22 protein-coding genes are annotated in these 22624 nt (G+C 72.2%); 16 read left to right on the plus strand and 6 right to left on the minus strand.

Annotated features, from left to right (window positions below):
* Positions 1-73 precede the first annotated feature (73 nt).
* From AAH979_RS19535 to AAH979_RS19550, 4 genes are all read left to right on the plus strand, one after another.
* Positions 74-766 (plus strand): sigma-70 family RNA polymerase sigma factor, encoded by a 693-nt coding sequence (locus AAH979_RS19535; RefSeq protein ID WP_346259557.1) that lies wholly within the window; start codon positions 74-76, stop codon positions 764-766.
* Positions 763-1515, plus strand: a complete 753-nt coding sequence (locus tag AAH979_RS19540; RefSeq protein WP_346259558.1) for a zf-HC2 domain-containing protein — start codon at positions 763-765, stop codon at positions 1513-1515. Before AAH979_RS19535 ends, AAH979_RS19540 begins: the two co-directional genes overlap by 4 nt.
* Before the next feature lie 310 nt (positions 1516-1825).
* Positions 1826-2452 carry a hypothetical protein gene (locus tag AAH979_RS19545; RefSeq protein WP_346259559.1) on the plus strand — a complete coding sequence of 209 codons (627 nt, stop codon included), beginning with the start codon at positions 1826-1828 and terminating at the stop codon, positions 2450-2452.
* Positions 2453-3077: 625 nt separating this feature from the next.
* Positions 3078-4073: a Pecanex-like protein 1 gene (locus AAH979_RS19550; protein ID WP_346259560.1), complete on the plus strand. Its 996-nt coding sequence runs from the start codon at positions 3078-3080 to the stop codon at positions 4071-4073.
* A 1125-nt stretch (positions 4074-5198) separates the two neighbouring features.
* Here the strand turns inward: AAH979_RS19550 and AAH979_RS19555 are convergent.
* A complete protein-coding gene (locus AAH979_RS19555; RefSeq protein WP_346259561.1) occupies positions 5199-5468 on the minus strand; it encodes a helix-turn-helix domain-containing protein in 270 nt (89 codons plus the stop codon).
* A gap of 154 nt (positions 5469-5622) precedes the next feature.
* On the opposite strand from AAH979_RS19555, the gene AAH979_RS19560 reads away from it, so the two are divergent.
* Positions 5623-6543, plus strand: coding sequence for a DNA-3-methyladenine glycosylase 2 family protein (locus AAH979_RS19560; RefSeq protein ID WP_346259562.1), 921 nt, complete (start codon positions 5623-5625; stop codon positions 6541-6543).
* Positions 6544-6697: 154 nt separating this feature from the next.
* Here the strand turns inward: AAH979_RS19560 and AAH979_RS19565 are convergent, their stop codons facing one another.
* From AAH979_RS19565 to AAH979_RS19575, 3 genes are all read right to left on the minus strand, one after another.
* Positions 6698-7198: a DUF1990 domain-containing protein gene (locus AAH979_RS19565; RefSeq protein ID WP_346259563.1), complete on the minus strand. Its 501-nt coding sequence runs from the start codon at positions 7196-7198 to the stop codon at positions 6698-6700.
* A gap of 226 nt (positions 7199-7424) precedes the next feature.
* Entirely contained in the window at positions 7425-7838 is a 414-nt protein-coding gene (locus AAH979_RS19570; RefSeq protein ID WP_346259564.1) for a hypothetical protein, read from the minus strand.
* A 139-nt stretch (positions 7839-7977) separates the two neighbouring features.
* Positions 7978-8532, minus strand: coding sequence for a hypothetical protein (locus AAH979_RS19575; RefSeq protein ID WP_346259565.1), 555 nt, complete (start codon positions 8530-8532; stop codon positions 7978-7980).
* Positions 8533-9055: 523 nt separating this feature from the next.
* On the opposite strand from AAH979_RS19575, the gene AAH979_RS19580 reads away from it, so the two are divergent.
* Positions 9056-9328, plus strand: coding sequence for a hypothetical protein (locus tag AAH979_RS19580; RefSeq protein ID WP_346259566.1), 273 nt, complete (start codon positions 9056-9058; stop codon positions 9326-9328).
* 120 nt (positions 9329-9448) lie between these two features.
* Positions 9449-9790, plus strand: coding sequence for a hypothetical protein (locus tag AAH979_RS19585; protein ID WP_346259567.1), 342 nt, complete (start codon positions 9449-9451; stop codon positions 9788-9790).
* Positions 9791-9922: 132 nt separating this feature from the next.
* Here the strand turns inward: AAH979_RS19585 and AAH979_RS19590 are convergent, their stop codons facing one another.
* Positions 9923-10945, minus strand: coding sequence for a winged helix-turn-helix domain-containing protein (locus AAH979_RS19590; RefSeq protein ID WP_346259568.1), 1023 nt, complete (start codon positions 10943-10945; stop codon positions 9923-9925).
* Positions 10946-11049: 104 nt separating this feature from the next.
* Here AAH979_RS19590 and AAH979_RS19595 point away from each other — a divergent pair, with 104 nt between their 5' ends.
* From AAH979_RS19595 to AAH979_RS19625, 7 genes are all read left to right on the plus strand, one after another.
* Positions 11050-11868 (plus strand): isocitrate lyase/phosphoenolpyruvate mutase family protein, encoded by an 819-nt coding sequence (locus AAH979_RS19595; RefSeq protein WP_346259569.1) that lies wholly within the window; start codon positions 11050-11052, stop codon positions 11866-11868.
* Positions 11869-11937: 69 nt separating this feature from the next.
* On the plus strand, positions 11938-12984 hold the full coding sequence (locus AAH979_RS19600) for a glutathione S-transferase C-terminal domain-containing protein (RefSeq protein WP_346259570.1): 1047 nt from the start codon (positions 11938-11940) through the stop codon (positions 12982-12984).
* A 187-nt stretch (positions 12985-13171) separates the two neighbouring features.
* Complete coding sequence (locus AAH979_RS19605) at positions 13172-13462, plus strand: hypothetical protein (protein WP_346259571.1); 291 nt, start codon at positions 13172-13174, stop codon at positions 13460-13462.
* Positions 13463-13525: 63 nt separating this feature from the next.
* On the plus strand, positions 13526-16813 hold the full coding sequence (fdh, locus tag AAH979_RS19610) for a formate dehydrogenase (RefSeq protein ID WP_346259572.1): 3288 nt from the start codon (positions 13526-13528) through the stop codon (positions 16811-16813).
* Positions 16814-16817: 4 nt separating this feature from the next.
* Entirely contained in the window at positions 16818-17789 is a 972-nt protein-coding gene (locus tag AAH979_RS19615; protein ID WP_346259573.1) for a 4Fe-4S dicluster domain-containing protein, read from the plus strand.
* Positions 17786-18814 (plus strand): NrfD/PsrC family molybdoenzyme membrane anchor subunit, encoded by a 1029-nt coding sequence (nrfD, locus tag AAH979_RS19620; protein ID WP_346259574.1) that lies wholly within the window; start codon positions 17786-17788, stop codon positions 18812-18814. The genes AAH979_RS19615 and nrfD overlap by 4 nt, the downstream gene beginning before the upstream one ends.
* Positions 18815-19288: 474 nt before the next feature.
* A complete protein-coding gene (locus tag AAH979_RS19625; RefSeq protein WP_346259575.1) occupies positions 19289-19492 on the plus strand; it encodes a hypothetical protein in 204 nt (67 codons plus the stop codon).
* Positions 19493-19524: 32 nt separating this feature from the next.
* On the opposite strand, the gene AAH979_RS19630 is transcribed toward AAH979_RS19625, so the two are convergent.
* Positions 19525-19749 (minus strand): hypothetical protein, encoded by a 225-nt coding sequence (locus tag AAH979_RS19630; RefSeq protein ID WP_318395108.1) that lies wholly within the window; start codon positions 19747-19749, stop codon positions 19525-19527.
* 141 nt (positions 19750-19890) lie between these two features.
* Between AAH979_RS19630 and AAH979_RS19635 the strand changes: the two genes are divergently transcribed.
* Positions 19891-20985 (plus strand): ATP-dependent DNA ligase, encoded by a 1095-nt coding sequence (locus AAH979_RS19635; RefSeq protein ID WP_346259576.1) that lies wholly within the window; start codon positions 19891-19893, stop codon positions 20983-20985.
* An 87-nt stretch (positions 20986-21072) separates the two neighbouring features.
* On the plus strand, positions 21073-22593 hold the full coding sequence (locus AAH979_RS19640) for an alpha/beta hydrolase (RefSeq protein WP_346259622.1): 1521 nt from the start codon (positions 21073-21075) through the stop codon (positions 22591-22593).
* Positions 22594-22624: the final 31 nt, after the last annotated feature.

Here is a 22624-nt window from a genome sequence, read left to right on the forward strand (position 1 = left end):
CTCGGCGGCGGGATGGACCGGGCCCCAGGCGGGGGGCCGGCTCGCGCGCCTTCGACGCGGAGGTATGGGTGGGATGCAGGCGGTAGCCGGCGGATGGTATGGCGACACGGTCATGCCGGGGCGAATGTGCGCCACCACGCAACGCCGGGCAATTCGGTACCGGAAAAGTCTCGACGCGCGGCCAAACGGACGGAATGATGGGCCGGTGACATCGCGACCGGCTGCCGGCCGCCACAATTCGACCCCCGCCGAGACGCGGCACTCCGACGAGCTCGTTCGCGTGCTCTACGAGGAACATGCCAAACCTCTGCTGATGTTCGTCCTGCGGCTGACCGGCGGCGACCGCCAGCGCGCCGAGGACGTCGTGCAGGAGACGCTGTTACGCGCCTGGCGCAACGCGCACCGGCTCGGCACCCACGGCCAGTCGTCGCTGCGCCCCTGGCTGGTCACCGTCGCCCGGCGGATCGTGATCGACGACCACCGCAGCGAGCAGGCCCGCCCCGCCGAGACGTACGACCGCGATCTCGAGGCGTTCTCCGAGTCGGACGACACGGACCGGGTGCTGCGGATGATGACCATCACGGACGCGCTGCGCACGCTGAGCCAGCCGCACCGGGAGGTGCTGGTGGCGACGTACTTCCGGGGGCGCACCGTGCCGGAGGCGGCCGAGGAGTTGGGGCTGCCGCTCGGCACCGCGAAGTCCCGGGTCTACTACGCGCTCCGGGCACTCCGCGCGGCCCTGGTGGAGCGGGGGGTGACCGAGTGAGCGCCGAGATCCACTGGGACGTCGCGTCGTACGCGCTCGGCGTCCTGGACGAGCGGGACACGCTGCGCTTCGAGGAGCACCTGGCGAGCTGCCCGCAGTGCGGGCTGGAGCTGGAGTCGCTGCTGCCGGTGGTGGACCTGCTGGGCGAGGTCGACGGCCACGACCTGATGGTGGCCGAGCGCGCCGAGGCCGACGGCCAGCTCTTCGAGCGGGTCGCGGCGGCGGTCGGCGCGGACCGGCGGCGGGCCCGCAGCCGCCGGCTCTACAGCCTCGCGGCCGGAGTGGTCCTGGTGGCGATGCTCAGCGGCCTGGCGCTGTTCACCGGGACCCGGATCGCCGATCCCGGTACGACCGCACAGCCGCCCGGTCCCGGCACGGTCACCAGCAGCCCGGGAGCCACCGGCCGGCCCGCGCCGACCGGCGAGCGGTTCACCGCCACCGACCCGGACAGCGGGGCAAGCATGGAGGTCGTCCTGGGCTCGACGCCCTGGGGCACCCGGATCTCGTACGCACTGAGCGGCGTCTCCGGTCCCAAGAAGTGCCGGCTGGTGCTGATCCACAAGAACGGGGAGACCGAGGCCCTCTCCAGTTGGAAGGTGCCGCCCGGCGGCTACGGCACGGCGGCCCAGCCCAACCCGCTGATGCTGGAGACCGCCACCTCCACCGACTCGGACGACATCGGCCAACTCCAGGTGCAGGTGATCGACGACGACGGCTCGGTGGACCCCCTGGTCACCGTACGGGCCTGACCGAGTCGGCCGCGCCGGCACCGCAGGTGCGCGGCCCGGAGTTTTCCGACCCGATCCAGGGGCGCCGGACACGCATTGTCCCGGCGCCGCCACGCCTCGGATAATTGCGCGCCCGAATAGGGCCACGGACCGATCGCGAGGGGTTTGCCGAGCGGCCGGAAAGCACGTGGCCAGGATGGCTCTTGATTTGTACGTACCCGCACCGGGCAAGAGTTCAACGTATCGCTGTGAAATTGTCCACTGCAAATAGCTCATCCGGGCGGCCGAGGCGGCCGTACTTTCCGGCAACCTGTCCAGCAGAGGAGGGGACGTGGCACCGACGAAGCGTACCGGCGTCGTTCTGGCCGGCGCGGCGCTGGCCGCGTTGACGGCCTGCGCACCAGCGGGAACCACCCCGGAGACCAATGCCGCCGGCAACGCGAAGCCGGCGGCGAACGCGGCCGCCGAACCGACCGCCGAGCCGACCACGCAGCCGGTCGAGGTGGCCGATGTGGACGTCACCGCCGGCCTGGTCGGCAAGCGGGTCCCCCGGATGGGTCAGGTGGTGACCGACGACAAGGGCTGGGTGCTCTACCGCTTCGACCGGGACTCGGCAAAGCCACCGACGACAACCTGTGCCGGCGAGTGCGCCCGGGTGTGGCCACCCGCGCTCACGAACAGCAAGCCGAGTCTCAAGGGCGTCGCCGCCGACAAGGTCGGCACGGTCCTCCGGCCCGACGGCACCCGGCAGATCACCATCGGCGGCTGGCCGGTGTACCGCTACATCGGTGACAAAAAGCCCGGGGAGTGGAAGGGCCAGGGGGTCGGCGGTACCTGGTTCGTGGTGACCCCGACCGGCACCAAGAACCTGAGCTGCCTGCCGACCGGTACGCCGAAGCCGGTCGCCCCGCCGCCGGCCGACGCCGAGGAAGAGGAACAGGGGCCGCTGAGCTACTGACCGTCCACCACCCGGTGCCGCCCCACAGACCCGGCGGCCGGCCGTTGCCAGGGTAGGCGCGGCCGGTCGTCGCCGTGATCCCGGACGCGGCGCGCGGCAACGGTCGCTGTCCGGCTGTGACGCCGGCCCTGCTCCGGGGTCGGCGTCGCGGCCTGTCCGGCCACTGTGGATGCTGTGCGGGGTGTGACCTACACCCTCCGGCGACCGACCCGACGGCCCTGCCGATGGTTCGCCACCCGAAACATAATTTCCTTTTAAGTGGACCTCAAGAGATCCCTATCTTCTCTACCACGGTTTGACTCTTAGCCAACGCATTCCGTACGGTTTTTTTCGCACCGTTACCGGCTGAATATTCGGAAAGGCGGGAAGATGGAGACGATATACGGGTTGCCACGCGGCGATCACGATCGTCCTTCGCTTCGCCGATCTCCGTGGCCAGCGCCGCGCCCGGTGACCCCCGCCGGGTCGACAGCGCGCCGATCGCCGGACATCCGGGCCCGCGCAGTCGATGGCCCGCTCAGCATCCCGCCCCGGCCGACGACCTCCTGGCCGTCGGCACCACCAGCCTGGTCCCGCTGAAATCCGACCTCGCTGACCGAGCCCTCTAAGGAAGAGGTGGCACCACGTGAAGAACACCCCCGTCCGCTCCTCACGGCGGCGCTCGAATCGACCACCACGCAACAAGCGCCTGATCGCCGTACTGGCCACGCTGGGCGTGTTCGGCGCGATCATCACGGTGACCCAGGTCTCGAACGCCGGCACGTGGGGCCGGGGTCGGCCGCCGGCGGCCAAGCCCTGCCCGACCGCTCCGGCTCCGGCGACCACCGCGCCGTCGACGAGCGCCCCGACCGGCGCCCCGGGCACGGCGAACCCGTCCTCCTCAGCGGCGGCGGAGGGCCCGGGCACGGCGGCGAAGCCGCAGACCCGGTCGTACCACGACCACGGTGCCATCCAGCACCCCGGTGACGGGCAGGAGCCGGGCACCCTGGCCCAGCGCGGTCGCCCCGGCAGCGGCGGCACCAACTGCACCCCCAGCCCGGGTACCAGCGGCACTCCCGCGCCGGGCAACCCGGCCGCGCTCGAACCGCTCGGCGCCGACTGCTCGGACAGCGACCTCACGGCGCACGACGGCTTCCAGAACGGCCCCCGCTGCGTCGGCACCGCATTCGGTGAGGTCGGCGCCCCGGAGCAGAACCCGACCCTGCTGATCACCCGGGCGCCGAACTCGGTCCGGGTCAACCAGCAGTTCACGCTCCAGGTCAGCACCCGCAACCTGGTCCGGGACCGGTTCCTGCCGGCCGGGCAGGGCGGCTACTACAAGGAGAGCTCCTTCCTCACCGAGGAGGGCCTGGTCCGCGGCCACTTCCACTCCGCCTGCCGGATGCTGAGCAGCAGCCGTACCGCACCGGACCCGGCGCCGGTCCCGGCGTTCTTCGTGGCGACCGAGGACGGCCGGGGCGGCGCCCAGCCGGACACCGTCACGGTGACCGTGCCGGGGCTGACCCAGCGGGGTACCGCGCAGTGCGCGGTGTGGGCCGGCGACGGCTCGCACCGGATCCCGATGATGACCCGCGCCAACCAGGTGCCGGCCTTCGACGTGGTGCGGATCACCGTCCGGTGATCCCGGCCGGCTCCGGCCGGCCGGCGGCCGCAGCGGTGTGAACGCTCCCGCCACAACCCGCACCATCCGGCGGTGACTGGTCCCCCACCCCCGCCGCCCACCAGGTGAGTCCGGCTGGAGAGCCCGAGAGGAGGAGACCGGGTCGGACCGCACCTGACACCGCTACAGGCCGAGCGGCACCGGAACGCGCACGGGCGTTCCGGTGCCGTTCTCCGTATCCGGGCTCGGGCCTGCCCACCCCGGCGCCCGGCCAGCCCGGCGCCCGGCCAGCCGTTCCGGGCTCTGCGGCCCCCCGCGCATGCGTGGCAGAGTGTCCGGTTGTTCTTGGCGGCGTTGATGTCCCGGTCGTGCCGGGTGCCGCAGTCGGGACACGCCCAGTGGCGCGTCCCGCGGGAGAGCGTGGTGAGCAGGTGCCCGCACACCGAGCAGGTCTTCGAGCTGGGGTGCCAGCGGTCGACGACGACCATGGTGCGACCCGCCCGCTGCGCCTTGTATTCGAGCTGGCAGCGGAACTCGCCCCAGCCGCAATCGGAGATCGCCTTCGCGAGGGACCGGTTGCGGACCATGTTCTTCACGGCGAGGTCTTCGACGGCGATCAGGTCGGCGGAGCGGACCAGCCAGGTGCCGGTCTTGTGCAGGAAGTCGGCGCGGGCGTTACGAACCTTGCGGTGGGCGGCGGCGACTTTCGCTCTGGCCTTGCGCCGGTTCGCCGACCCGCGTTGACAGCGGGCCATGCGCCGCTGGTAACGGGCCAGGTTCCGCGCCTTGCGCTCCAGGTGTCGGGGGTTGGCGATCCGCTCGCCGGTCGACAGGACGGCGAAGTCCTTCACGCCCAGGTCGACGCCGATCTCGGCACCGGCTGGACCCGCCGGGGCGGGCTGGTCGACGTCGACGGCAAGGGTGGCGTACCAGCGCCCGTCGGTGTCGCGGGAGATCACGACCATCGTCGGGTCCAGGGTGGCCAGGTCGACGTCCGGCCACGACCACACCAGGGCGAGCGGCCCGTCGGTCTTCGCGATGTGCAACCCGCCGGCCCTGATCCGAAACGCGGACCGGGTGTAGTGCGCCGACTGGCGGCCGTGCCGGGACTTGAAGCGGGGGTAGCGGGCGCGGCCGGCGAAGAAGCTAACGTAGGCGGTGTGCTGGTGGCGGCAGCGTTTGCTGCAACGGCACGGAGGACACCTCGGACAGGAAGGCGAGTTCGGTCGTCTGTTTCCAGCCGGTCAACGCGGCGTCGGTCTGTCGGTACGAGGTGCGCTCGCCGCGCTGGTGGTAGGCGACGTGCCGGGTGGCGAGGGTGCGGTTCCAGACCAGGCGTACGCAGCCGAAGGTGCGGTTGAACACCGCCGCCTGTTCGGGGGTCGGGTAGACCCGACACTTGTACGCCGTACGCATGTTCGAATGCTTACACGAGGAGAGGTTTGAGTAACGCGACACGCCGCAGGCCAGCGGGCTTCGCCCTCGGACCGTCCCGGCTCCGCCGGGCCACTCCTGGCGGAGTCCGGATTCCTCCCCGCCTTGCAAGACGGGGCATCCTCCGGAGGATCCGGTGACCGAAACCGGGCCGACCGCGAGCCGGCTGTTGCGCCCACCGGAGCGCTACCACCTCGACGGCTCGGTTCGGTCGCTGGCGATGGGGGCACACGACCCCTGCGCCCGATTCGTCGACGGCACGTTCTGGTGGGCGACCCGCACCCCGGACGGGCCGGGGACGCTGGCGCTGCGCCGAGTCGGGGATGACCTGCTCGCCGACGGCTACGGGCCGGGTGGCGGCTGGGTGGTCGACCGGGCCGACGCGGTGGCCGGGCTGCGCGACGACCTGACCGGCTTCGACCGGCTCGCCGCCGGTCACCCGCTGGTGGCCCGGCTGGCCAGCACCCACCGGGGGCTCCGGCTACCGGCCACCGGGCAGATCTTCCCCCGGCTGCTCCGGGCGATCCTGGAGCAGAAGGTCACCGGCAAGGAGGCGTTCCGGGCGTACTCGGCGACGGTGCGCCGGTTCGGCGTACCCGCCCCCGGCCCGCTGCCCCGGCTCTGGGCCCCGCCCGAGCCGTCGGTGATCGCCGGCCAGCCGTACTGGGTGTTCCACCCGTTCGGGGTGGAGCAGCGGCGGGCGGAGACGCTGCGCCGGGCGGCTGCCGAAGCGGACCGGCTGGAGCGCTGCGCCGACCCGGTCGAGGCGACCCGCCGGCTCACCGCCATCGCCGGGATCGGCCCGTGGACCGCCGCCGAGGTGGTCCGGATCGCCTTCGGAGACCCGGACGCGGTGAGCGTCGGCGACTACCACATCCCGAACACGGTCGCCTGGGCCCTGGCCGGCGAGGTACGCGGCGACGACGCCCGGATGCTGGCCCTGCTGGAGCCGTTCCGGGGCCACCGCGGCCGGGTCTGCGTGCTGCTGGAGGCCGGCGGTCACCACGCGCCCCGGTTCGGCCCACGGATGCCGCTCCGCTCCTTCGCCCGGTTCTGATCCACCGACGGTCCTGGCGTCCGCACCGCCAACGGTCCTGGGGTCGGTCCGCACCGCAGATGCTTCCCGGGTCGGTCCGCACCGCAGACGCTTCCCGGGTCGGTCCGCACCGCACCCGAGGGCGACCTCCGCCCCGCGTCGTCCGCCCCGGCGCTCAGCCGGCGGCCAGCCGGCGGAGCACCGACGCGCAGCGCCAGGCGTACCCGCGCTGGAAGAGCGGCAGCAGCGGGCCGGCGGCCCGGGTCAGCGGGCTGGCCGGTCGGCTGAACGCGGTGACGGTGAACCAGGCCCCACCGTCGTCGGCGCGCTCGACCAGGAAGGCCTCCTCGCCCCGTACCGGGTGTCCGGGGAGGGTGCCGTAGCCGAAGCCGGCCCGCCGGTCGTCGCGTACCGTCCAGACCACCTCGCAGGGCGCGGCCAGCCGGAGCCGGCCCAGCCCGAGCCCGGTGGTGACCGTGCAGCCCGGCTCGGCCCGGGGCGCGCTGGCCTCGATCCGCACCCCCATGGCCCGGTGCATCCGCCAGCAGAGCACCGCCTCGCCGGCCACCTCGAACGCGCCCGGGGGCAGGGCGGCGCGGTAGCGCAGGTGCCGGTAGCCGGCCGGCAGCCGCCCGGTGCGGGTGGCACCGGCCTCCGGATAGGTCAGTCCGGGCATTGCCTGCCGCCTCCTCGCAGCGGTACCCGCCGGTGGGCCACGGGTACGGCGTCGGTTCCGTCGGGCAGCCTAGCGCTCCAGCCGTACCCGCGTGCATTGGTATTTCCGCGGATGAACGGCATGATCGGTGCTGTGTCGGCGCCGATAAGCCAGCCATTGGCGTCGATGTTGTGCACCGGGCTGAGTGCCGTTTCGGACAGGACGCGGCCGGCGACGTCGATTGCCGTCAGGTACCGCCAGTCAACCGGACGTACCCGCCCCGGGCCTCATCAGGGGTGAGGAACGCCTCCGGGCCGAACAGCACGCCGTACTCTCCCGTGAACAGGTCCGGGGTTGTCCCGATCAGCGACACCACCTCGCCCGCGTCACGGAACACGAGAAGGTTGGGCGACGACAGGTATCGATTGCCCTTCAGGCCACTCTCGCCGACCACGTTCTCGATCTCCGGCTTTGTTGCACCCTCGCTGAAGAGCGCGACCTCGTCCCACTCCACGCTCGTGAGGTCGCGGACCAGGACCGGCTCGCCGTTCTTCGCCACCCCGGCAATCGTCGTGTCTATCGCCTCGCCGAACTGAAGTGCCGGCATGTCCTGCGATCCTGCCGAACCGCAGGCCGCAAGCAGCAGGACCGCGACGGCCATCGTCGACACGGTCCTCCGCCTGTCACCTGCGCCCATCGACCCTCAGCTCTCGTCTTTCCACTCCGGGTCCTTCCTGGCAACTGGTTCGCCCCTTCCGGAACGCGCGGAGCGGCTCGTCCGCTCGTGCTGGATCGGCGCGCTATATCACCAGGGTGTCGAACCGGCCTTCCCGACGGCGGACGTGCCCACGCCATCCCGCGAGCAGGGTGATGACAGTCCAGCCGATGCCACCGAGGACCAGCGACCCCAGGGTGGCACTGGAGTCGACCCGATCGGCCTCCTCGAGCGCGATCACCCCGTCCGGGTCGGTGAGTACGGTCAGGGTGTCGCCGATGCGGTAGCCGGGGTTGCTGCCCTGATAGGTCAGTGGCTCGTCGAGCGGACCATCGTCGCCCCGGAGCGTGAACGTGTGCCGCTTACCGGCGACCTCGGCGTCGACAATGGTTACCTCCTGGCGGACGCCGCGCTTCTCCAGCGCCAGGTCGGGGGCGAGTCCCACCGATCCCACGAGTACGAACAGGGCGGGAAGGAACGAGAGCAGGGACAGCCACATCGCCCGGTGTAGGACACGTACGACGACCATGAAGACCAGACAGAAGGCGAGTCCCGTCACGATCGAAATGACCCTCGACCCGACAGTGGCGTACGCGATGGCGGTGTTCAGCCCGATGAAAGCCAGGCCGAGCAGCACCACCAGCGCCGTCCTTCTAGCCGACTTGCCCGCCGTCCAGGCTCCCGCCCAGGGGGCGGAACCGGTCGGTGGCGCCCCGGCCGGGCCGAATCCGTGCGGACCGAACGCGGCGGGAGTCCCTCCGGTGAATCGCTGGTCGGCTGGCCGTCCGTGGGCGGGCGGGATCCGGCCCGGTGGTGCGGGATCGGGATGCACGGCCAAGATCGTAACAAGGGCCACCAACCACCCTGACGTGCGGAGGCGCGTCGTTGAGCCCCTTGATCGGCGGGGCAGACGCGATCGGGTGGTGAACGCCACGAGGCGACGTCGACACGAGTGCCGCGCCAAACAAGCCCCCTACCAGCGAAGACACCGAACCAACCAGCTACGGCCGGAGTACTGCAACGGCATTGAGCGTGTCGAGCATGGTCGGGTCCAAGGACCCCTCTTCGGGTCGCCGCCGCCAGCACTTGACCTCAATGATAGTTGAGGTTCTATGGTTCTGAACGACTGGCGGGAAGTCGTCCACGGCGCTTAGGAGCAGGTAGTGATCGTCACCATCGCCAGGATTACCGACCCCGATCGGTTCCTGGAGGTCTTCGAGACAGTCGGCGCGGAGAAGCGGCGGGAGCACGGCTGCCGGGGCGCCCGGGTCTATTTCGATCCCGACGACGCGCACCGGGTGTGGTCCGTCTTCGACTGGGACGCGAAGGACTACGACAAGTTCCTCGCGGACCCTGAGATCCCGGCCATCGCACGACAGCTCGGGATCCAGGCGCCGCCCGTGCACGCCGTCGCCGCGACCGAGCTCGACGCCTGACCACTGAACCTTTTTCAACCTCCCCTTGCGGTCCGGCGGACCGCAAGGTCGGACGCGGTGCGTGAGCGCCGCGCGGTCCAGGTTGAAAAAGGTTCACTATGCGGGGAGAGAGGTTTCGGCATGGCTGTCACGCCCTCGCGGGCCCGCAGGTTCAGCTCGGCGATCGGCGACGACGCCATCCGATTCGGCGACCGGATCCTCATCGCACCCGCCCTCGGCAAAGACGCCGGCAGCTCGATGAGCGCCTACACGTCGTTCTTCTACGCGGGGGCGCGTGCCGATCTGCCGGCCTCCTACGCGGAGGTCTGGGTGGTGCTCAGCGGAGCGCTGCGAGTGGGCACCGAGCGCGACGCCGTCACGGTGCGCGCAGGCGACTTCGTGCACGTTCCGGAGCAGGCGCCCGGGGTCGTCGAGGCCCTTGAGGACACCACAATGGTCTGCGTGTCGGTGCCCGCTCATTAACGAGGGAGGCGGTGCCTTGAGCGGTCCCGCAAGGCCCGCCCGATGGAGGTGGTACGTCCCGTGCCGCCCGTGCCCCGGGTGGTTAGCCCAACCACGGGGCCCTGCCGGACGTGGTGCCGGGAACAGCCGCGATCAGCCGGCCACCGAGAGCAGCGCCTCGGCGACCGTGGTACGGCTGTTCAGCACGGTGCGGCCGGTCCGGTGCGTGGCCACCAGCCCGGCGGCCCGGAGCACGGCGAGGTGCTGCGACACGCCCCCGGCCGAGAGCCCGGTACGCCGGGCCAGTTCGGTGGTGGAGACCGGTGACCGCATCTCGGCGAGTACCCGGGCCCGGCCCCGGCCGAGCACCGCGACCAGGCCGTCGGGCGCCTGCCGGGGTGTCTCCCACAGCGTGGCGATGCCCCGGGCCGGGTACGCGAGCTGCGACGCCGGGCCGGCCGCGACGCTGAGCACCGACGGCCAGACGAAGACCGACGGGATCAGCACCAGCCCGTCCCCGTCCGGCACGTCGGCGGCGGTGCAGTGCTGCTGGGCGATCGCCAGTGTCTCCCCCTCCCACCGGACCTGCCGGTGCAGGTCGTTGAGGAGTCCGGCGGCGCCGTCGGCGGCCAGCCGTCGGGCCCGGTGATGCACCTCGGCGTCGAGCAGCAGCCGGATCCGGGCCCAGTCCGGGGCGAGCGCGATCCGCCAGTACCGGACGATCTCGTCGGCGAGCCGGCGCAGCCCCTCGGCCGGGTCGGCGTGCAGGTGCCGCACCGCCGGGGCGTCCCGGCCGGCGTAGCCGTCGAGGTCAGCCCGGACCACCTCGACCGGGGTGGCCCGGAGCGCCGCGAGTTCGGTGTCCAGCTCCGGGTCCAGTCCCTCGGGCGCCGGGGTGAGGAAGTCGGGCAGGTAGTGCGGACCGGCCGGGATCAACTGCCAGAGCAGTCCGCCCTGGGCCGCCCCGGCACCGCCGACCGGGCCGGGGAAAGCACCGCCGGCGGGGATCAGGCCGGCGTCGACGAGCCGGGGGCGTACCCGGGTCGCCCAGGGCAGGTGCACGGCGTGGTCGCCTGCGTCGCGCAGCACCCGGACGCTGGTCACGACCTCCCAGAGGCAGGAGACCGCGAACCGGATCCGGGCGACCGCGCCGCCCGGCAGACCGATGGAGACCACGTCGACCCTTCGTTCCAGGCAGGCCCTTCGTTCGACAGGCCCGTCGTTTTAGCCAGAGCTGAAAGAATACGGCGGCGCCGGCCGGGCGGCGGAGACTACCGGGCATGAGTGATCAACGCAGCCGCGCCGAACTGTTCCGTTCCCTGCACGTCCCGTCCGACCCGATCGTCCTGGTCAACGCGTGGGACGCGGCGAGTGCCCGGATAGTGGAGGCCGCCGGCGCCCGGGCCGTCGCCACCACCAGCGCCGGGGTGGCGTGGAGCCTCGGCGCCCCGGACGGTGACGTCCTCGGCCGGGACCTCGCCACCGAGCTCGTCGGGCGGGTCGCCGGCGCGGTCTCGGTGCCGGTCACCGCCGACATCGAGGCCGGTTTCGGGACCACCCCCGAGCAGGTCGCCGAGACCGTCCGCGCGGTGCTGGCCGCCGGTGCGGTCGGGGTCAACCTGGAGGACGCGGCGCCGGGCGGCGGCCCGGGGTTGCGCGAGGTCGCCGACCAGTCCGCCCGGTTGGCCGCCGCGCGGGCCGTCGCGGCCGAGGTCGGGGTGCCGCTGTACGTCAACGCCCGCATCGACACCTTCCTGCGCGGTACCGGCGGGCTGCCGGAGACCCTCGACCGGGCGGCCGCCTACCTCCGGGCCGGTGCCGACGGGATCTTCGTGCCCGGAGTGGTCGACCCGGAGACGGTGGCGGCACTGGTCGCCGGCATCCCGGCACCGGTCAACATCCTCGCCGGCCCCGGTGCGCCGGCCGTGCCCGACCTCGCAAAGCTCGGGGTGGCCCGGGTCAGCCTCGGCTCGGCGGTCGCCGAGGCCGCGTACGCGGTGGTCCGGCGGGCCGCCGAGGAGGCGTACGGGTCGGGCGGTTACGACACCCTCGCCGGCGCCCTGGACTACGGGGCGGTCAACGAGTTGATGCGCCGCTGACTCCCTCCAGGGGCGGGTTCGGGACGCTCCGGCGGTGGATCCGAGGCAAGTTTGGGGAACGATAGCGGAATGTCGAACACCACAGAGGGCAGCAGCACCACCCAGGGCAGCTACGTCAAGCAGGGTGCGGAGTTCACCCGGGACCAGCGCTACATCGCCACCCGGATCACCGCCGACGGGCGGGACGGCTATCCGGTGGAACCCGGCCGGTACCGGCTGGTGGTGAGCCGGGCCTGCCCGTGGGCCAACCGGGTGGTCATCGTCCGCCGGCTGCTCGGGCTGGAGGACGTGCTGTCGATGGGCATCGCCGGGCCGACCCACGACGCCCGGAGCTGGACCTTCGACCTCGACCCCGGCGGCCGGGACCCGGTGCTCGGCATCGAGCGGCTCCAGGAGGCGTTCTTCGCCCGGTTCCCCGGGTACGAGCGCGGGATCACCGTGCCGGCGATCGTGGACGTACCGACCGGGCAGGTGGTGACGAACGACTTCGCCCAGATCACCCTCGACCTGTCGTCGCAGTGGCGGGCGTACCACCGGCCCGGTGCGCCGGACCTCTATCCGGAGGCGCTGCGGGAGGAGATCGACGAGGTGAACGCGGTCGTCTTCGCCGACGTCAACAACGGGGTGTACCGGTGCGGTTTCGCCGGCAGCCAGCAGGCGTACGAGAAGGCGTACCGGCGGCTCTTCGACCGGCTGGACTGGCTGTCGGCCCGACTGGAGGGGCAACGCTACCTGGTCGGGGACACCATCACCGAGGCCGACATCCGGCTGTTCACCACCCTGGTCCGGTTCGACGCGGTCTACCACGGGCACTTCAAGTGCAACCGGCAGAAGCTGGCCGAGCAGCCGGTGCTGTGGGCGTACGCCCGGGATCTGTTCAGCACGCCCGGGTTCGGCGACACCATCGACTTCGACCACATCAAGCGGCACTACTACGAGGTGCACCGGGACATCAACCCGACCGGGATCGTGCCGCTCGGGCCGGACCTGCGCAACTGGCTGGACCCGCACGGCCGGGAGGCGCTCGGCGGCCGCCCGTTCGGCGACGGCACCCCGCCACCACCTCCGCGCGCCGACGAGACCGTGCCGGCCGGGCACACCCCGCTGGCCGACTGACCGGGCACGCAGGGCCGCTTCCCGTCCGACGGTGCCGGGGAGCGGCCCTGCGTCATGTCCGGCCACCACCCGTCGCGGTGCGAGGAGCACAAACCGGCTCCGGCGACCTGGGCGAAATGAGAGGCTTGTCGGTGGTTGGCGGTCGACCGGTCGGTCGGTACCGGTCGGCATGGTGAGCGGGGGCGGCGTGGCGAGCAAGGAAAGCGTGCTGCACCTGGTCGGCCTGGGCCGGAGCTACCAGGAGATCGGCGCGGAGCTGGGCATCCCGGCCGGGCAGGCGTACCTGGTCGGCACCGGGATCCCGGCCGACGGCGGCAGCACGGTGACCCGGGCGCAACGGCAGCGCCCCGGCGTCCTGCCGTCCCGCACCCAGGTCCTGGTGAATCCGCGCGAGGTCAACCCGATGTCGTCGCGGCAGGTGCACGACTGGATGCGGGACCGGGCCCGGGCCGACGGGCTGGCTCGACCGGACCGGTGACGAACCGGCCGCCACCCGCGGGATGTGCCGGTGGTGGGCGGCCCTCGACGACAGGAGGCGCAGGTGCGCGGTCTACCGATCGGCTCGTGGCCGGTCTGGCGCCAGCTCACCGGTCCGGACCGGGCCGGGCGGGCGGCGTCGGTGAAGTCGCGGCACAGCGCCGACCTGCGCGCCCGTACCGCCGACGCCGACCGGGTGGTCAAGTCGGTCTGCCCGTACTGCGCGGTCGGCTGTGCGCAGAACGTCTACGTCTCGGACGACCGGGTGGTGCAGATCGAGGGGGACCCCGACTCGCCGGTGAGCCGGGGACGGCTCTGCCCGAAGGGCGCCGCCACGCTGCAACTGACCACCGACTCGGGCCGGCTGGACAAGGTGCGCTACCGGCCGCCGTACGCCACCGAGTGGCAGGATCTCGACCTCGACACCGCGATGGAGATGATCGCCGAGCGGGTGATCCGGACCCGGCGGGAAACCTGGCAGGAGGAGCACGAGGGCGTCAGGGTGGCCCGGACGATGGGCATCGCCAGCCTCGGCGGCGCCACCCTGGACAACGAGGAGAACTACCTGATCAAAAAGCTGTTCACCGCGCTCGGGGTGATCCAGGTGGAGAACCAGGCCCGGGTCTGCCACAGCTCCACGGTGATCGGCCTCGGCACGTCGTTCGGGCGCGGCGGTGCGACCACCTTCATGCAGGATCTCCAGCACGCCGACTGCATCGTGATCGAGGGCTCCAACTTCGCCGAGGCGCACCCGGTCGGCTTCCAGTGGGTGCTGGCGGCGAAGGCCCGGGGCGCCACGGTGATCCACGTCGACCCCCGGTTCACCCGGACCAGCGCGCTGGCCGACCTGTACGTGCCGATCCGGGCCGGCACCGACGTCGCGTTCCTCGGCGGGATCATCAACCACGTCCTGACCGAGGGGAAGGACTTCCGGGAGTACGTGCTGGCGTACACGAACGCCTCGACCATCGTCGACGAGCGGTTCCGGGACACCGAGGACCTGGACGGGCTCTTCTCCGGCTTCGACCCGGACAGCCACACCTACCGCGAGGAGAGCTGGCAGTACGAGGGCGTGCAACTGGTCTCGGCGACCGGCGAGCGGGACAGCCAGTTCGAGGCACGGGTGGCGGCCGGGCGCAGCCTCCAGGACGACCCGAGGCGGTCGGCGGAGCACGACGGGCACGGCGCCGGCCGGGGCGAGAAGTTCGGCTCCGGCAGCGCCGCCCTGGACGGCCAGCCCCGCCAGGACCCGACCCTGTCCGACCCGCGCTGCGTCTACCAGATCCTCAAGCGGCACTTCGCCCGCTACACCCCCGAGATGGTGGAACGGATCTGCGGCATCCCGCCGGAGGTCTTCGCACAGGTGTGCCGGCACCTGGTCGACAACTCCGGCCCCGAGCGGACCAGCGAGTTCGTCTACGCGGTCGGCTGGACCCAGCACAGCGACGGCTCCCAGTTCATCCGCTCGGCCAGCATCCTGCAACTGCTGCTCGGCAACATCGGCCGGCCCGGCGGCGGCATCCAGGCGCTGCGCGGGCACGCCAGCATCCAGGGCTCGACCGACGTGCCGACGCTGTTCAACCTGCTGCCCGGCTACATCCCGATGCCGCACGCGCACAAGACCCAGACCCTGGCCGACTTCATCATCGCCGACGCCGCCCGCAAGGGGTTCTGGGCGAACATGCGGGCCTACACGGTAAGCCTGCTCAAGGCGTGGTGGGGGGCGGCGGCCCGGCCGGAGAACGACTTCTGCTTCGACTACCTGCCCCGGCTGACCGGCAGCCACTCGCACTACGACACCGTGCTGGAGCAGCTCGGCGGCACCTGCAAGGGCTACTTCCTGCTCGGCGAAAACCCGGCCGTCGGCTCGGCCAACGCCCGGATGCAGCGGCTCGGCATGGCCAAGCTGGACTGGCTGGTCGTCCGGGACCTCACCATGATCGAGAGCGCCACCTGGTGGAAGGACGGGCCGGAGATCGCCTCCGGCGAACTCGCCACCGAACGGATCGGCACCGAGATCTTCGTGCTGCCGGCGGCGGCGCACACCGAGAAGGACGGCAGCTTCACCAACACCAACCGGCTGCTCCAGTGGCACCACCAGGCGGTCGAGCCGGCCGGCGACCGGCGCAGCGACCTGTGGTTCATGTACCACCTGGGCCGGATCATCCGGCAGAAACTGGCCGGCTCGACCGATCCGAAAGACCGGCCGATCCTCGACCTGACCTGGGACTACCCGACGCTCGGCCGGACCGCGGAACCGGACGCCGAGGCGGTGCTCGCCGAGATCAACGGCTGGAACGCCGACGGACGGCCACTGTCGACGTACACCGAACTCGCCGACGACGGGTCGACGGCCTGCGGCTGCTGGATCTACTGCGGGGTGTACGCCGACGGGATCAACCAGGCTGCCCGGCGCAAGCCGGCCGAGGAGCAGCACTGGGTCTCCCCGGAGTGGGCCTGGGCCTGGCCGGCGAACCGGCGGCTGCTCTACAACCGGGCCTCGGCCCGGCCGGACGGGCGGCCGTGGAGCGAGCGCAAGAAGTACGTCTGGTGGGATGCCGACGCCGGCCGGTGGACCGGCTACGACGTACCGGACTTCGAGCCGACCAAGCCGCCGGACTACCTGCCGCCGGAGGGCGCCCGGGGCGTCGCCGCGCTGCGCGGCACCGACCCGTTCATCATGCAGGCCGACGGGCTTGGCTGGCTCTTCGCGCCGACCGGGGTCTCGGACGGCCCGCTGCCCGCCCACTACGAGCCGCAGGACTCCCCCATGGACAATCCGCTCTACGGCCAGCAGCGCAACCCGGCCCGGCTGCTCCGGCCGCACGAGCAGAACAAGTACCACCCGAACGGGTCGCAGCGCGGCGCGCAGACCTTCCCGTACGTGGTGACCACCTACCGGCTCACCGAGCACTTCACCGCGGGCGGGATGAGCCGGCACACCCCGTACCTGGCGGAGTTGCAGCCGGAGTTCTTCTGCGAGGTCTCCCCCGAGCTGGCCGCCGAACGCGGGTTGGTGCACTGCGGCTGGGCCACCATCGTCACCGCCCGCAACGCCATCGAGGCCCGGGTGCTGGTGACCGAGCGGGTCGCGCCGCTGCGCGTCGACGGGCGGGTGGTGCACCAGATCGGCCTGCCGTTCCACTGGGGACCGAACGGTTACAGCCGGGGCGACGCGGCCAACGAACTCACCTCGATCTCACTGGACCCGAACTCGCACATCCAGGAGAGCAAGGCGTTCTCCGCCGACATCCGCCCCGGGCGGCGGCCACGCGGGCCGGAGCGGGTGGCACTGGTCCGGGACTACCAGCGGCGGGCCGGGGTCACCACCGCGACCGGAACGGAGGTGTGAGCGGATGGCTCCCGACCTGCGCGAGGCGACCGGGGACCGGCGCGACCCGGCTACCGCCGGCGGGTACGCCGAACCGCCGGACCGGGTCGGCTTCTTCACCGACACCAGCGTCTGCATCGGCTGCAAGGCGTGCGAGGTGGCCTGCAAGGAGTGGAACGCCATTCCCGAGGACGGGCTGGCCTTCACCGGCATGTCGTACGACAACACCGGCCAGCTCGACGCGAACAGCTGGCGGCACGTCGCCTTCGTCGAGCAGCCGCGCCGGCTCGGCCGGCAGGAGGCCCAGCTCGCCCCGGCCGAGGTTCCCGCCGCGCTGCGCCGGGCCGCCGGTGGCCGCACCGCGGTCTCGCTCGGCATGCCCGGCTCGGCACCGCCGGACGGGCACGTCGACGCCGTACCCGGGATGGACTTCCGCTGGCTGATGTCCTCCGACGTGTGCAAGCACTGCACGCACGCCGCCTGCCTGGACGTCTGCCCGACCGGCTCGCTGTTCCGCACCGAGTTCGGCACCGTGGTGGTGCAGCAGGACATCTGCAACGGCTGCGGCTACTGCGTACCGGCCTGCCCGTTCGGGGTGCTCGACGTGCGCGAGGGTGACGGGCGGGTCTGGAAGTGCACTCTCTGCTACGACCGGCTCTCGGTCGGCCAGGAACCGGCCTGCGCCAAGAGCTGCCCGACCGACTCGATCCAGTTCGGCGAGCTCTCCGAGCTGCGGGCCAGGGCCGCCGCCCGGGTGTCGGACCTGCACGACGCCGGGGTGGACAGCGCCCGGCTCTACGGCGCCGACCCGTACGACGGGGTCGGCGGAGCCGGCGCGTTCTTCCTGCTGCTCGACGAGCCCGAGGTGTACGGGCTGCCGCCCGACCCGGTGGTCACCACCCGGGACCTGCCGGCAATGTGGCGCCGGACCGCACTGGTCGCCGCCGGGCTGCTGGCCGCCCTGGTCGCCGTGTCAGTTCCGGGAGCCCGCCGATGACCCACACCGACGTACGGCTCGACACCGCACCCGACCTGCCGGTGGAGCGGGACGCGCTGATCGGCTCCGCCGGCCGCCCGGGGCGGCGGCAGCGGGGCGAGCGGCTGATGGTGCCGAGGGCCGAATTCCGGTCGTACTACGGCCGGCCGGTGCTGAAGCCGCCGGTCTGGGAGCCGGCGGACATCGGCGGCTACCTCTTCCTCGGCGGGCTGGCCGGTGCCTCGTCCACCCTGGCCGCCACCGCCGAACTCACCGGCCGGCCGGGACTGGCCCGGGGGCTCAAGGCCGGTGCCGCCGTTGCGCTGGCCGGCTCGCTCTACTCGCTGGTGCACGACCTCGGCCGCCCGGAGCGGGTCCTGCACATGCTGCGGGTGGTCAAGGTGACCTCGCCGATGAGCGTCGGCTCCTGGCTGCTCGCCGGGTACGGCCCGTTGGCGCTGATCGCCGCCGGCAGCGCGGTCACCGGCCGGCTGCCCCGGCTCGGCCGGCTCGGTACGCTCGGCGCCGCCGCGCTCGGGCCAGCCGTCGCCTCGTACACCGCGACGCTCTTCGCGGACACCGCCGTGCCGGTCTGGCACGGCGGGTACCGGGAACTCCCGGTGCTCTTCGCGGGGTCGGCGGCGGCCTCGGCCGGTGCGCTGGGGCTGCTCGCCGCCCCCGGTGGGGAGACGGGACCGGCCCGCCGCGCCGCAGTGCTCGGCGCCGCCACCGAACTGGCGGCGGCGTACCGGATGGAACGCCGGCTCGGCATGGTGGCCGAGCCGATGCGGCAGGGCCTGGCCGGCGGGTTGCTGCGGGCCGGCAAGCTGCTGAGCGCGGCCGGTGCGCTGGCGGTGGCGGCCGGCGCCGGGCGTGGCCGGGCGGCGACGGCGGCCGGCGCGGCGGCGATGCTGGCCGGCTCGGTCTGCCTCCGGTTCGGGATCTTCCAGGCCGGGATGGCCTCGGCCCGGGATCCGAAGTACACCGTGGAGCCGCAACGGGAACGGCTGGCGGCCCGCACCGGCAGGCGGGAGCGCCGATCGTGAGAGCCGTGGCCAGACTCCTGCCGTTCGCCGGCATCGTGCTCGGCACCTGCGCGGCGGCCATCCTCGCCGGGAGGCGGGCCGTTCCGACGTCCCGGCGTGGTCGCCGTCGCTGACCCGGCCCTACTGCCCCTTCCGGCGGTGGATCCGGTGCGGGCGGGGCCGGGCCGAGCTGCCCGCCGCGTCGCCGCCGGGCGGATCCCGGTCCTCACCCCACCCCGGGTCGCGCTGCGCTCGGTGGCCCGGTACGCGGACTGGCGCCCCCCCGTCCGAGACCCACGTCTGAGCTGTGGTGTCGCGGGGCTAATACCAGAAAAAGCCCCGCGTCCGGGCGCGAGATGAATCGGCCATTCACCTACATTCACGCCCCTGCGTTGCTGTGGTCCGTGCCCGAACGTCCCGATTAGCCGCATAATGCAACACAGACCGCTGGGGCATCCGGCCCAAAGCGGCATAAAAGGAGCGAGAGGCCCGATCGTGAAGCTCACTTTCATTCGTAAGACCGCGCAGTCCCAGGTCAACAACTGCCCGTCGCTGTACCGCACCGACCGTGACACCTTCATCGTGCAGGGCTGGCGGGTCTCCGACCCGGAGGCACTGGCCCAGCTCGACATTCCGGCGCACGAGACCGCGGTCGAGGTCCCGGCCGACGTACTGGTCGAGATCGCGAAGGCGCTCTAGTACCGCGACGACCCCGATAGACGCAGATCGGTTCACGAGGCCCGGCCGGCCGGACGTTCGCGGAGGTCGGCCAGGGTCACCGGGGTACGGGCCAGCAGCAACCGCTCCAGCGCCGCGATCGTGCCCACCTCGCCGAGTACGTCCACCCCGCCGACGTCCGGGCGATAGCGGTACGCCAGCCGGTAGAGGTATCTCCCGGCGATCCGCTCGACACTCACCTGCCACCGGCCGCAGCAGACGCACACCCAGCCCCGCATCCGGTGAAGATAGCTCTGACCTGCGAAAACACCTCACTCCCGGTGCCCGATGCGGGACTGGTGAGCCGGTTGTGACCACGGGGACCGCCGGTACGGGCACGGGGCACCCCGGCCCGGCGCCCATCTGGTTGACTTGGCCGGGTGGAGCTGCCGATCAACCCGCCGGTCGAGCCGATGCTGGCGAAGAGCGTGCCGAAGATTCCCACCGGGCCGGGGATGAGCTACGAGCCGAAGTGGGACGGCTTCCGGTGCATCGTCTTCCGCGACGGTGACGAGGTCGAGCTGGCCAGCCGGGGCGGCAAGACGATGACCCGCTACTTCCCCGAGGTGGTGGCGCAGGCCCGGGCGCAGTTGCCGACCCGCTGCGCGGTCGACGGCGAGCTGATCGTGATCCGCCGGGACGGCCCGGACGGCGAGCCCAAGCTGGACTTCGACCTGCTCAGCCAGCGCATCCACCCGGCCGCGTCCCGGGTCAACATGCTGGCCGAGACGACCCCGGCCGACCTGGTCGCCTTCGACCTGCTCGCCATCGGCGACGAGTCCCTGCTCGACCAGCCCTACGAGCGGCGCCGGGCCCGGCTCGTCGAGGAGCTGCGCGGCGTCGTACCCCCGGTGCACGTCACCCAGACCACCACCGACCCGGAGACGGCGGCCCGGTGGTTCGAGATCTTCGAGGGGGCCGGGCTGGACGGGCTGGTCGCCAAGCCGGCCGACATCCCGTACGAGCCGGGTAAGCGGCTCATGTTCAAGGTCAAGCACACCCGCACCGCCGACGTGGTGGTCGCCGGCTTCCGCTGGCACAAGTCCGGCCCGGTGGTCGGCTCGCTGCTGCTCGGCCTCTACGACGAGGCGGGGACACTGCACCACGTCGGCGTGTCGGCGTCGTTCAGCGCCGCCCGCCGGGCCGAGTTGCTGGACGAGCTGGCGCCGTACCGCGAGGGCGTCGAGGAGCACCCGTGGGTGCACGGCGACCACACCAGCGGGCAGCGCATCCCGGGCGGGCCGAGCCGGTGGTCCGGCACCAAGAGCCTGGAGTGGGAGCCGCTCCGGCCGGAGCTGGTGGCCGAGGTCGGCTACGACGCGATGGAGGGGGACAGGTTCCGGCACACCGCCCAGTTCGTCCGCTGGCGGCCCGACCGGGAGCCGGCCTCCTGCGGGTACGACCAACTCGACCGCCCGATCCGGTTCGACGTCGACCAGGTGCTCCGCGGCGACCCGCTCGCCCCCGGCGCGTAGCCTGACGGTCGATACGATCACGGAGGATTTCTCTTGGCCCGCTCGCATCTTCGCCGGCTGCCCCTGGCCGGTCTCCTGGCCGTCGTGATGCTCGTCGCCGGCTGCACCATCCCGATTTTCCGGCCCGACGACGAGCGCGAGCGCGGTGGCCCGGCAGCCGCGCCGAACGCTGTCGGCGCCGCGGACTGGAAACCCTGTCCGGAGGTGCCGCGCAAGCTCGTCGGCCGGGGCGCGCCCAACATGCGGTACGACTGCGCCACCATCGGCGTACCCGCGGACTGGAGCACCGCCGGCGGTGCCGGCGCGGGCGGCGACAAGCTGGAGATCTCGCTGCTGCGAATCCGTTCCACCAAGCAGCAGGACCGGATCGGTTCGCTGCTGATCAACCCGGGCGGGCCGGGCGGTTCCGGCGTCGACTCGGCGGTCTACCTGTCGTTCGGGGCCAGCTTCGGCGGGCTCCCCGACGAGGTGACCCGGCGGTTCGACATCATCGGCTTCGACCCCCGGGGCGTCTCCCGCTCCTCCCCCGTCAAGTGCGTCTCCGACGCCGATCTGGACAGCACCTTCGGCTTCGAGCCGGATCCTGCGAGCCAGGCGGAGTTCGACGAGCTGGTGGCGCTGAACCGGAAGATCGGTGACACCTGCGGCAGCAAGTACGGCGAGCGGCTGCGGCTCTACTCCACCGAGCAGGCCGCGCACGACATGGACGCCATCCGGGCCGCCGTCGGCGACGAGAAGCTGAGCTACCTCGGCTACTCCTACGGGACCCTGCTCGGCGCGACGTACGCCCAGCTCTTTCCGCGTAACGTCCGGGCGCTGGTGCTCGACGGCGCGATCGACCCGGAGCAGGACATCGTGGCCGGCTCGGAGAGCCAGGCCAAGGGCTTCGAGCGAGCCTTCACCAACTTCACCACCTGGTGTCGGGAGACACCGGGCCGCTGCCCGATCGCCCCGGACGCCCGGGGCGCGGTGACGGACGCGTTGGAAAAGGCCCGGGTCTCCCCGGTACGCGGCGAGGGCGGCCGGGAGGCGACCGCCGGCTGGATCTTCTACGCGGTGATCTCCTCGCTCTACACCGAGGCCGGCTGGCAGAAGCTGGCCGCCGCGATCGACTCGCTCGCCGACGGGGACCCGAAGGAGGTCTTCGAACTCGCCGACTCGTACGCCGAGCGGGCCGAGGACGGCAGCTACACGAACCTCTTCGACGCCAACCTCTCGGTGAACTGCGCCGACGAGGAGAAGAAGGTCGGCCTCGACCGGATCCGGTCGTTGCAGTCGGAGTGGCGCCAGAAATACCCGCTGTTCGGCGCCCCGCTGGCGGTGGGCATGCTGAGCTGCGAGTTCTGGCCCGGTCAGCGGGACCCGTACCCGACCGGCCCGGCGACCGGTGCCCCGCCGATCGTGGTCGTCGGCACCACCGGCGACCCGGCCACGCCCTACGAGCAGACGCCGAAGTTGGCCAAGATGCTCGACGTCGGCGTGGTGCTGACCTGGCAGGGCGAGGGGCACACCGCCTATCCGCAGACCCGCTGCATCAGCGACGCGGTCGACGACTACCTGATCGACCTGAAGCCGCCGAGTGCCGGCACCACCTGCCCGGCCCGGTGAAGCTTTGTGCCCGGCCGGCGGCGCCGGCCGG

This window comes from Plantactinospora sp. ZYX-F-223 (assembly GCF_039649625.1).
Classification (GTDB): Bacteria; Actinomycetota; Actinomycetes; order Mycobacteriales; family Micromonosporaceae; genus Plantactinospora.